Source organism: Dolichospermum sp. LEGE 00240 (assembly GCF_015207875.1).
GTDB lineage: Bacteria > Cyanobacteriota > Cyanobacteriia > Cyanobacteriales > Nostocaceae > Dolichospermum > Dolichospermum gracile.
In genome coordinates, this window is sequence record NZ_JADEVZ010000105.1 from 1 (window position 1) to 11,672 (window position 11,672).

10 protein-coding genes and 1 pseudogene are annotated in these 11,672 nt (G+C 40.1%); 3 read left to right on the forward strand and 8 right to left on the reverse strand.

The window, feature by feature from the left end; all coding sequences use genetic code 11:
• The first annotated feature begins 105 nt into the window (after positions 1-105).
• A complete protein-coding gene (locus IQ226_RS22815) occupies positions 106-2,130 on the forward strand; it encodes a cation:proton antiporter (protein ID WP_193899210.1) in 2,025 nt (674 codons plus the stop codon).
• A 122-nt stretch (positions 2,131-2,252) separates the two neighbouring features.
• Here the strand turns inward: IQ226_RS22815 and IQ226_RS22820 are convergent, their stop codons facing one another.
• Positions 2,253-3,272: an aldo/keto reductase gene (locus IQ226_RS22820; RefSeq protein ID WP_193899212.1), complete on the reverse strand. Its 1,020-nt coding sequence runs from the start codon at positions 3,270-3,272 to the stop codon at positions 2,253-2,255.
• Between the two features lie 396 nt (positions 3,273-3,668).
• On the opposite strand from IQ226_RS22820, the gene IQ226_RS22825 reads away from it, so the two are divergent.
• The gene (locus tag IQ226_RS22825) at positions 3,669-4,451 is read left to right on the forward strand and encodes a histidine kinase (RefSeq protein ID WP_193899214.1); all 783 of its coding nucleotides are present in this window, start codon (positions 3,669-3,671) and stop codon (positions 4,449-4,451) included.
• A gap of 77 nt (positions 4,452-4,528) precedes the next feature.
• On the opposite strand, the gene IQ226_RS22830 is transcribed toward IQ226_RS22825, so the two are convergent.
• Positions 4,529-4,720, reverse strand: coding sequence for a YqaE/Pmp3 family membrane protein (locus IQ226_RS22830; RefSeq protein WP_027402184.1), 192 nt, complete (start codon positions 4,718-4,720; stop codon positions 4,529-4,531).
• A gap of 31 nt (positions 4,721-4,751) precedes the next feature.
• On the reverse strand, positions 4,752-5,120 hold the full coding sequence (locus IQ226_RS22835) for a phage holin family protein (protein WP_193899216.1): 369 nt from the start codon (positions 5,118-5,120) through the stop codon (positions 4,752-4,754).
• A 125-nt stretch (positions 5,121-5,245) separates the two neighbouring features.
• On the opposite strand from IQ226_RS22835, the gene IQ226_RS22840 reads away from it, so the two are divergent.
• Positions 5,246-5,386 (forward strand): hypothetical protein, encoded by a 141-nt coding sequence (locus IQ226_RS22840; protein ID WP_193899218.1) that lies wholly within the window; start codon positions 5,246-5,248, stop codon positions 5,384-5,386.
• 144 nt (positions 5,387-5,530) lie between these two features.
• On the opposite strand, the gene IQ226_RS22845 is transcribed toward IQ226_RS22840, so the two are convergent.
• From IQ226_RS22845 to IQ226_RS22865, 5 genes and pseudogenes are all read right to left on the reverse strand, one after another.
• The gene (locus IQ226_RS22845; protein WP_193899220.1) at positions 5,531-6,220 is read right to left on the reverse strand and encodes a J domain-containing protein; all 690 of its coding nucleotides are present in this window, start codon (positions 6,218-6,220) and stop codon (positions 5,531-5,533) included.
• A 15-nt stretch (positions 6,221-6,235) separates the two neighbouring features.
• On the reverse strand, positions 6,236-7,198 hold the full coding sequence (gene cysK / locus IQ226_RS22850) for a cysteine synthase A (protein ID WP_193899224.1): 963 nt from the start codon (positions 7,196-7,198) through the stop codon (positions 6,236-6,238).
• Positions 7,199-7,215: 17 nt separating this feature from the next.
• Positions 7,216-7,653, reverse strand: a complete 438-nt coding sequence (locus IQ226_RS22855; RefSeq protein ID WP_168644983.1) for an Rrf2 family transcriptional regulator — start codon at positions 7,651-7,653, stop codon at positions 7,216-7,218.
• Between the two features lie 313 nt (positions 7,654-7,966).
• Positions 7,967-9,727 (reverse strand): iron uptake porin, encoded by a 1,761-nt coding sequence (locus IQ226_RS22860; protein ID WP_193899222.1) that lies wholly within the window; start codon positions 9,725-9,727, stop codon positions 7,967-7,969.
• 1,787 nt (positions 9,728-11,514) lie between these two features.
• Positions 11,515-11,672 (reverse strand): annotated as a pseudogene (locus tag IQ226_RS22865) (photosystem II D2 protein (photosystem q(a) protein)); the annotation flags it as partial.

Genomic DNA, 11,672 nt, shown 5'->3' on the forward strand with positions numbered 1-11,672 from the left:
CCCCTCCCCCCTGCTATATTTTCTTCTATCCCAGCCCTCCCCGCAAATTGCTAAAAGTTTGTATGCTGAATCTATATGGTTGTTTATAGTTCTTAATTAAAACTGGTGCAAGAAGATTTTCGTTTAATTATTGATTTAGTTTTGGTGTTTGCTGTTGCGGCTTGCGGTGGACTATTAGCTGCGCTGTTAAAACAACCTGTTTTGCTGGGATATCTGATTGGTGGGATGGTTGTTGGTCCTTCTGGACTGCGACTGATTAAGGAACTTATCCAAGTGGAAACCTTGGCTCAGTTTGGGGTGGCGTTTTTGTTGTTTGCTTTGGGTGTGGAGTTTTCCTTAACGGAACTTAGGAAAGTTAAGGCGATCGCTCTCGGAGGTGGTACTTTACAAATTATCCTCACTATTCTCATCACTGTTTTGGTCTGTGGTGTCACTGGCGCTTGGGGAACTTTACCCGCTAAGGGTGTATTTTTGGGTTCGATTTTGTCTCTGTCTTCCACTGCGGTGGTTCTCAAGTGCTTAATGGAACGCAATGAGACGGAAACACCTCACGGTCAGGTGATGCTGGGGATGTTGGTTGTCCAGGATTTAGCCCTGGGACTAATGTTAGCTGTCTTACCAGCCCTCCATGCACCAGGAGAGGTGATTGGCATTGCTGTGCTGATGGCATTGCTAAAGATTGGTTTATTTGCCGCTGGTGCGGTTGTAGCGGGGATTTGGTTGATTCCCCCCTTACTCAGATTATTAGCCAGAACGGAAAGTAAGGAGTTATTTTTATTAGGTATTGTCACCATCTGTTTAGGAATTGCCATATTCACAGAATACTTGGGGTTATCTATCGAAATGGGGGCATTTGTCGCTGGATTGATGATTTCTGAGGTGGAATATGCTGATGAAACTTTGACTATTGTTGAACCATTGCGGGATATATTTGCTAGTTTATTTTTTGCTGCCATTGGGATGTTGATTGATCCGGTATTTTTATGGCAAAATCTAGAATTGATTCTCGGATTGGTGGCTTTGGTTTTTGTGGGTAAGTTTTTAATTATTACTCCTTTAGTCAAGTTGTTTCGCTATCCTTTAAAAACAGCTTTAATTGCGGGTTTAGGACTAGCGCAAATTGGGGAATTTTCCTTTGTTTTAGCAAGTGAAGGGCAAGCTTTGGGTTTGGTGTCTCGGCGGATATATTTACTAATTTTAGGAACTACTGCCGTTACTTTAATGTTGACTCCTTTTGTTTTGCGATTAGTGCCATTTTTATTCGATTTTGCTGAATCTATGCCTTGGCTAAAACCATATTTGGTGGATGACCAAGCTCGTGATTTCTCGGAAGATTTGCCACAGAAAAATCATATCGTAGTTTGTGGTTATGGACGACTGGGTAAAAATTTGGTGAAGTTGTTACAGCAATATCAATTATCTGTGGTGGTAATTGACCAATCAGAAAGTCGGATTCAACAGTTACGGGAAGCGGGAATACCTTATGTTTATGGTAATGCGGTGAGTCTTCATGTCTTAGAAACCGCCGGTGTCAGTCATGCTCAAGGAATGGCGATCGCACTCCCAGATCCTGCTAGTATTCGACTATGCTTAAAACGATCTTTGGAAGTCTGTCCAGAATTAGATACAGTTGTCCGTGCTACCCAAGATAAAAATATTGAGCTTCTTTATCAATTGGGGGCAAAGGAGGTTGTCCAACCAGAATTTGAAGCTAGTTTGGAAATGGTAAATCATCTCTTAATTGGTGTGGGTTTGCTACCAGAAGTGGTACAAGAGAAAATGCAACAAATTCGCCAAGATCATTATTTGGATTTACGCCCTGAAAGTTCTCCTGCTGAAGTTTCTCGATATTTACAAAAAGTCACCCGTGATCTCAATCGTCGTTGGTATGATTTACCAGCAGATTCACCTTTAATTGGCATGACTTTAGAAGAAGTGAATATGCGTTATTTAACTGGGGTGAGTTTAATGGCTATTTGTCGGGTTGATGGAGAAGAAATTGATTATCCCAATAGTCAAACTACACTGCTGTTAGGCGATCGCTTATTAGTGGTAGGATCAGCAGAAGAATTAACAGCTTTAGTCCAATTTGCTGAAGGTAAAATCACTATTAACTGGACTTTGGACTAAACAGCTAGAGAAAAGCAGTCAGCAGTAACACTGACTGGCGTAAAGTCAATGAAAGTAATCTGACCTAATGCCCCTATTAACTTGGCAACTATGCGCTGTTGCTAACCCACCCTACAACTACCCTAACTCCTATATTCATCCCCACAATCACCAATTAATTTATATAAGTCTTTTGACTGTTGAAAAACTGCATCTATTTTCCCTATGTCCTCAGCATCTAAATTGAAACTAAAAACCCTAGCATTATCTGACAAATGTTCCGCAATTCCCAATCTAGCACCGACAATTACACCCCCCACCGCTGGCTGACTTAAAATGTAATTGACAGCCACATTAGCAATATTCACTTGATGTTTATCAGCAATGGTTTTCAAAGTATTTAGTAACTGTTGAAATAGTCCCCAACCACCCCAATTATCAATCATTTGTTTGTATTTTCTCAAACTGGTGGTATTTATTTCTAAGCCTTTAAGTTCTGGTTTATTCAAATACTTTTCTGATAACAAACCACCGCAAAGACTACCATAGGTAAACAACTTAATATCATGTTCTTGACAAAAATTAACCATATTTACCTGTGGTCTTCTATCAACTACAGAAAACTGCACTTGATTAGAAACAATCTTGATTCCTGCTTCGGTAATAATTTGCAAATGTTCCGTATCAAAATTAGTTAAAGCTAAATGTTTGATTTTACCTTCAGTTTGCAATTCTACCATATATTTGAGAGCATCTAAATAATTAGCATCTCGATATTCCCACCAGTGGAACTGGATTAAATCCAATGATTTAACGTCCATTCTTCTCAAAGAAATATCAATATTTTCCTCAACCAACTTTTTCGTCATTTTCCCAGGACGAGGAACCCATTTTGTAAAAGCTTGGATATTATTAACAGCTTCTTCTCCACGAGTTGCTATCAGTTGATGACGAAACTCACCAAGAAAATCTTCCGCTGGTCCATAATGGTCTGCTAAATCCCAGGTTGTAAAACCAGCATCAACATATTGAAACATAGACTCAATCGCAGTTTTGGGGTTAATGCGTCCATGTCCTCCCGAAACTTGCCACATTCCATTTAAAATTCGGCAAATTTTCAAATCAGGGGTAAATTGTAAATAGCTTTCTTGAGGTAACATCATATTTTTTATCTTGTTATTTCCAGTCTTTTTCTGCTTGTTCCAAAACATAAACTCCAACTTGTTGAATTTTCTCAGTTGTCATGACATATTATTTTTACCATTAGTGACAATAGCTTTTAGTTATTGACCAATATTGATTATTTCACAAATTGGCAACATTTAACTAAAAAATTCCTGCCGACTAGAAGTCACGGCTATACAGACAAAACCCACCTGCGTGGGTTAAAAACTTCTAATTGCTGAATCTACGAAGGTAGACTTTGCTTGTGTAGCGTGGTGGAAGCATCTTTCTAATCGCCAAAAGATAGATATGATTTTATCTCTTTAGAGGGTGTTCACATCTAAGAAGAGTTCGCCATAATGATTGCAAGTGTTGTAATGAGATTTGTATTTAATATGACCACCAATAAGAACATTAAAGAACAAATTCAAATAGATTTACACCAAGCTAAAGAAACAGGACAATTAAAAGCTGAACGCATTCGGGAAATTGTCAAATCTGCTGTTTCTCAAGTAGGTTCTGAGTTTCAAGAAGGTTCTCATGAACTGCGTAATTTAGTTAATGATGCTGTGTCTACTGTCATTGATAATTTACAAGAAAAAGGTAGTGAAGTTAAAGAAGGAGTGGTAGCTTCAATTGAAGGAGCGATGGAAGGGATAAATCTTAGAAAACACTCAGATATTGTCAAGACTCAAGCCGAAATTAAGCAATTACAAGCTCAATTGGATAGGGAAGAAGAAGAACTACAAGCAGAAATTGAAGGAATTTTAACGAAGATAGTTGAAACAAGTCAAGATAAATCAGCAGATACAAAAATTGCGATTGATTCAGCCATTGATTCTATCAAAGATAGTGAAGAAATAGGATTATTAAAAAAACGCTATGCACAATTACAAGCGCAGTCAGCAATTATTCGAGCCAATTTATCGGCACGTTATAGTGGAAGTGATCAAGAAGTACAGGACTATTTAAATGAAGCCAAACAATGGTGTGATAAATCCCATCCTAAAGCCGAGTCTATCACTGCACAAGTGAAAGAAAGTTACTCACTTCTAGAAAAAAAATTGACAGACGCAGGTGCAGTCATAGCGAAAAAAGAACGTCAATTAAAGCAAACTTTGCGTGAGTTACTATTAGCAACGGCTGATTTATTCAAAGATAAAGATATTCGTGCTTAATGAGTAACTATCCTTTAGACTTTAGATCCCCGACTTCTCTAAGAAGTCGGGGATCTTATTCTTGTTGCTTGTTATACTTAATAAGTACCTTCCTCTCTATTAATATTTTCTTCATGCTTGACAATTACCCAAACTGCATGAATGCTACCAGGAAGCCAACCTAGCAGAGTCAGCAAAATGTTAATTAACAAAGTTGGACCAAAGCCAACGGTGAGAAAAACCCCCAAGGGAGGTAGAAATAAACCGATAAGTATACGCAGTAAGTTCATGGATATTTCCTAGTTTTAAAGTTGGGTTGACTTATTGACTATCTTGTAATTCAAAACCTTTTTCTGCGAAGTATTTACTGAGAAAGGTATTAGCTAAAGAAAGAACTACAGGACCGATAATAAAAGCGATAAATCCTTGAACTTGAAAACCTGGAACTAAAACTGATGCTAACCAAAAGCAGATTCCGTTAATAATTAGGGAAAATCCACCTAATGTGAGATATGTCAAAGGTAAAGACAAGACATTGATAGTTGGTTTAACTCCACTATTAATTAAACCAATCACAACAGCAGCAATTAAAGCTGCGGGAAAATTAGCAATATCCACACCGGGAACAACTAAATCAACAATCAGCAAACTTAAAGCTGTAGCGAGTGCAATGAAAAAATATGACAACATTTTTTACCTCAGTAACAGCAATATCAGTGCTGGTTACCATTTTCAAAGATAGACTAATATTTCACATCTTTTCTTAGATATAATCTTGATGTATCTTAGGTTAGATTAAATAACAACTGGCTGGGATGCAAGAGTCATCATTACAAGTCGCCGATTACAAGCAAAACAACCTGATACCTCAATTTCGGCAGGAAGAATCGGCTTTAACGCAGTTTATGCTGTTGGTGGTACGGTTATCGCTGATGATATTTTGTAATTTTGAGTAAGTAGGTAAACACAATAAAACCAATCTGTGTAAAGAAAAGTAAAATCGCCCAAACCCTCTTCACTCTTGCCTCTTGCCTGCCCTCACAGACAACTTTTATGGCTTACGCCACGCTTCGCTATCAGCAACCCCTACTTATGTCTCATCAACTAACCGATTCTTGGGCTTCCCGATACAGTCTTTTTGCTATCCGAAATAATTCTTGTCCTGTGTGCAAATAACGATCATCATAGCTTAATGGGAAGTAGGCTAACTCCTCTATTCCATCTGCCACTTGACTCATACAGTAGTAAATATGGGCTGCTGCGGCTGCAAAACTAGTAGGATTTGGCAAAGAACGAAACTTAATTTGTGCGTCTCGCAAATCTTCCCGACAGGATTCTAAATAATCCTGAAATTCGTCTAAAAGATCATCATCAAAAGGATCTGCGGCTAATTCGTCAATTTGTGATTCTAAAGAATTGAGAATTGTCGAAAGTATGCGGTTTACTGGTTTATAAACTATACGTAACCATTCCTCGACGTTTTCATCAACATCTTTTCTTGTTTTCCTAGTTGCTTTGTGATGCTGTTGGGCATATTCTGTACGTTTTTGGCGAACTTGATGAAATTTTTGCTGACCGTGACGGAGTTTTTCATCATAATTGAAACGACTTTTACTGTCACTTAAAATTTCATAGGCAGCATTAACACGAATAATTTGTTCATTGTCTGTGATTTGTTGATTACTATCAGGATGAAAAATTTTCACCAAGCGGCGATAAGCTTGTTTAATCTCCGCAAGACTGGCATTGTTACTAACTTTTAGGGTGTCGTAGTGGTTAAAATCGGACATGAATCCAATAGATTGTTAATTGGCACTAGTTGCTGTTTTCGCTTCTAGGTCTTGGAATAAGGGTGTACTTAAATATCTCTCACCGAAACTAGGCTGAATCATCACAATTAAGCGTCCCTGATTCTCTGGACGTTGGGCAACACGAACCGCTGCACAGAGGGCTGCACCGCTGGAAATACCCGATAGTAGTCCTTCCTCCCTGGCTAATCTGCGACTAAAGGCGATCGCCTCCTCATCAGTCACCGTAATTACCTCATCAATCAATTCTACCTTTAAGACTTGGGGAATAAAACCCGCCCCAATGCCCTGAATTTTATGGGGACCTGGTTTACCCCCCGATAATATCGGGCTATTAGCTGGTTCAACAGCGATCGCCTGAAAACTCGGTTTCCGGGCCTTCAAAACTTCCGCCACCCCCGTAATCGTCCCTCCAGTCCCCACTCCCGCCACAATCATATCCACCAATCCATCCGTATCTGCCCAAATTTCCTCCGCCGTAGTTTCTCGGTGAATTTGGGCATTAGCCGGATTGCGGAACTGTTGCAACATATATGAGTATGGTGTTCTATCCACAATCTCCTGCGCCCGCCGAATCGCCCCACTCATCCCCTCAATTCCCGGCGTGAGTTCCAACTGGGCCCCATAAGCCCTTAACATCGCCCGCCGTTCCGCACTCATCGTCTCCGGCATAGTTAAAATCAATTGATAACCCTTAGCCGCCGCTGCCATCGCCAAAGCAATCCCAGTATTTCCCGATGTTGGTTCTACCAAAATCGTCTTCCCAGGGGCAATTAATCCTTCCTTTTCCGCCGCCATAATCATACTTACCCCAATCCTGTCCTTTACCGATGACGAAGGGTTCATACTTTCCAATTTCACGAGAATTGTCGCCACACAACCTAATTCTTGAGGAGTCCGGTTTAACTTCACTAAAGGTGTCCGTCCCACCAATTCCGTAATATTTTCAACAATCCGCATCATAAAATTTTCTGTCTTCAAATGTAGTACATGATATCCAACTGCTTCCGGGAATCCCGTTTTTCACAAAGATCCTGAAGCGAATAATTTTGTAACACTAAATTTGCCGCTTGACGTGCTTCCTGCCAAATTTCTGACACCACAGAATTATCTAAACTTGTGGTTTTAGTATTTTGTTCACCAGTCTGCACATCCAAACCTTCCAAACATTCTAAAATTTCAAAGATACTAATTTTCCGAGGTTCTCGCGCCAGTAAATAGCCACCTTTTGAACCCCGTTGACTTTTAACTATACCCCCCCGCCGCAAAGTTGCTAACAGTTGTTCTAAATAGCGATCAGGTATCTTTTGTTGCAGAGCAATTTGCCGAATTTGCATCGGTTCACCGTTTTCATAATGAGTAGCCATCTCTAATAACGCCAAAATTGCGTATTCAGATTTACATGATAGTTCCACAAGCAATAGTCCAAGATCAAAATTGAAGGATGAAAATCAGCAAAACCTGATAGTTCATCTCTTTTACAGTATACTCCGGTTCTCCACTGGGGTTTTTACTCTCCACAAAAAAACCCCGCCATGAGGCAGGGTCAAACAACGTTTCAACTTACAATACCTTCTCCATTTTCTGCTTTGTTGGGTTTCATGCTAATTGCTCCGCGTTCACGCAGTGTCCCGCAGGGATACGTTTACGTTCCACAACCCAACCTACAAATCAAGATTTTTTTAAATTTGGACAAGGTATTGAACTTATGAACCGATTTTTAACAGTTTAGAAGCTAAAAGTTGTTCTGAGTGTACCAATAAAGGCATCATTACTGGTATTATTTTGTCCAGGAGATGTCATCCAAATAACTCCAGGAGTTACGGATACATTTTCAGAAACGCGATACTTATAGAAGCCTTCTACTTGGTATGGAGTCTCTCTACCAGTCGCCCCTAGTGAGTAAGGTTGAGCGCCACCGAAGATACCCAAGACGTTACCTTTCTTACCAAAATCAGGTAAAGCTAAACCGACACCATAGCTCCAAGCTTCTTTATCATCATTAGCTCCGAAGCCTGTAACATCATGATAGGATACGAAACCACTCAATGATAGTTTATTGCTGGGCTTGATAGCTGCGGAAATACCGTAGGAGTTGCTGGAAGAGGCACTAGCAACGCCTGTTGCTGAATTAACGCCTAAAGTATTCGCTTGTGCAGTACCTACTAAAGCACCACCACCAAGTCCTGAATCAAATAAGGTAGTACCTGGTTTTTGATAACCATGGACATAGGTGGCAGCCAAAGCAACGCGATTACCAACGTTAAAGTTTAACTGACCTAAAGCCGCATAGTTGCCATCAAACAAGCCATTGCTGGGGCTAGGATCATTAGCACTTGAAGCTAAGTAACCTAATGTGAGAGAACTTGGTTTCAAGAAACTATCACCAGCTTTCCCAAAGGGTACATTCAAGGCAATACCAGAACCACCACCAATCCGGTAGATGGGGTTTTCAGATGCGAAGGTACTTAAAGCCCCGTTACCACCATCTGTTTTATCAAAGAAGTAAGGATTGTTAACAGCGGCATAATCGCTATGTTGCCCACCACTAGCTGAAAGATAAACTCTTGCAGGTCCAATAGGAGCTTCATAGGTTAATTTGTCAATTTTAACGCTATTAGCTGGGCTAGTTGCACCAACTTCAAAGGTTTGTTTACCTGCTGCGTTCAAACCAGGATTGGGAGAATTTTTAGAACCAGCAATAGCACCATTAGCATTGTCTCGCAAATCAAAGCCTGTGGCATTACCAGCAGCCAAACGGGTGGTTAATATATCTCTACCTGTAAAGCTGGTTTCTAAACCTAAACGCACTCTATTCTGGAAAACTGCCCGGTTAGCTTTGCCTGTTTCACCACCAAAAACGTCGGTGACAGCAAAAATGGCTTCACCTTTTAATTTAGTGGTAGTGGAGAATTGATTCGCTTCTAATTCAGCAGTCCGCCCTTCTAAGGCATCTACTCGACCGCGTAAAGTTGCCAATTCCGCCGAAAACTCTTCTTGCAAACGCTGCAATGTTGCTAAATCCTGCTTTGTTACCATATCAGCGGTTGCTGTGGCAATCAATTCATTTACACGATCTAAACAAGAATTTAAACCAGCGGCAAATTCGTAACGGCTTAAAGCCCGATTACCGCGATATGTACCATTGGGATAACCTGCAATACAGCCATAGCGCTCTACCAAAGATTGCAAAGCCTGGAATGCCCAATCTGTAGGTTGAACATCAGAGAATTGGGAAACTGATGTTACCTGATTTAAGGAAGTATTGTTTTCGTTGCTGTAGCGGTTAACCTGAGCCAAAATTTGGGCTTCTTTGGTTTCTGTTGCTAATGTTGTTGGCTTTCGAGAAACTTCTGTTGTAGAGGAAGTTTCTATTGACGATGCTTCCTGGCTGGTACTGGGTGCGGCAATTGCTGTTGAAGATGCTAACAGTGCTGCTCCCAAAATTGCTGGGCTAACCACCAAGGATTTCCACAAAATATTAGACATTTTTCCTTTTCTCCTCACACCTTTATATGGATAACTTGAGTTCGCTGTAGCTAACTGTTTACAAACGCGAAGTCTTGTTGAAACCTGTGTAATAGGCATGGCTGCCACTAATACCACAATCATAGCTTTTACAAGGCTAACAATTGATTAACTAATCGTTAAACTTCAATGCAATTAACTTATGCAAAAACTTTCAACCATATCCTGCGATTATATTATCACTTTTTCTAATAATCAACATAAGATTTTTTGATCAAGTAGGTATCAATTTTCCTGGTAAAATATTTTTGGTTGTACCGGGTCAAAGTTGAATCTGTTTTACTTACTTTAAGCTGTTCTTACGTAGAAAATTAGGGAATAGGTTTCCGCATTGAAAAATCCCGCCAAGTTTGGCAATATACTTGCAACTACAACCCTGAGACATTAATGATCATTTATTCGTCATGGGTGCTTTGTTTTTACTCCAAAAACCTGACAGATATAAATGATGGGCGATCGCTAATAAATGTTCCGCGACAATAGCGCGTTAACAGCAAATATCTAAAATATTGTCTTATAGTGCTTATTAAAAACTACCACTTAGTAACGCAGATCGAAATTTAAATAACTGATCAAACAAGCTTTTTAGGCTTTTATAAGGGAAATGCCGAAAACCCTTGAAGATGTAGCTGACTAAGTCAGCTACATCTGTGCTTTAGACAAGGGATGAAGGCTAGAGGCTTTCCTTTATCCTGCATTGATTTTAATCCATATTCGTGATACAACTATATTGTCACTAAAGACGTAAAAAGCCACCGAGGGACTCTCGGAAAGTTACGCTTGTCAGATATGATTTCGCCCGCCAGGTCTAACGAAATCAGGGCAAGAACCCAAATATTTAAGGCAGTGCCTGAAACTGGGATAACTGAGGGATATAGACTGAAACTCTCTATAGAATCTCCGCGTCTTTAGACCGGAGAGTGTCAAAATAGTTAATTTACCGACTTGGTTCTGTGCTGGTTTAACCTAAAAAACACCCTTAAAAACTATCCGCCCTGATTTAGATTAGATAATCTAAGTCAGGGCGGTCTAGGGGGTCTTCAAGTTGCAACCAGACTGCCGGAAGGAACTCCGATGTTAAGCCTAGTGAGTTGAGCTAACCTAGTATCTCAAGAGAACTAAAGCTAACTTTTAGAGAACAGCCCCGGCGCTCAGCCGGCTAACTGCAACTTGATGACCCATGGGTATACTACTTTCTATCATGGGCATCACCTCCTTATTGCCTAAACGGTCTTCGTTTCAAAAGGGGCAAAGCAAAATGCTTTGGGTTCGTAACCTGAAACTAATATAGCACAACTATAAAAATTTGCAATACCTGAATTTTAATTTCTGCCTTGACACTCCCCGGTCTAAAGACGCGAGGATTCTATAGAGAGTTTCAGTCTATATCTCTCAGTTATCCCAGCTTGAGGCAGGGTTCCTTAAATATTTGGGTTCTTGCCCTGATCCTGTTTGCCATTACTGGCAGAATCATCTCTGACAAGCGTAACTTTCCGAGAGTCCCCCGGTAGGTTTTTAATGTCTTTACTGACAATTTAATTGTCTCACGAATATGGATTAAAATTTGAAATAATTTCAAATTTTTTAATTAATGTCAATGCAGGATAAAGGAAAGCCTCTAGCCTTCATCCCTTGTCTAAAGCACAGATGTAGCTGACTAAGTCAGCTACATCTTCAAGGGTTTTCGGCATTTCCCTTATAAAAAAACCCCTACCAATAGGTAGAGGCTAAATCAAAAATGATGAATTTTAAAGAGCGTTACCGCGTGGTAATACTTCTTCTGGGAATACGAACTGTTCGTGGGGTTGATCTTGAGGGGCCATCCAAGCGCGGATACCCTCGTTCAGTAAAATGTTTTTGGTATAGAAAGTTTCAAACTCTGGGTCTTCTGCTGCCCGTAATTCTT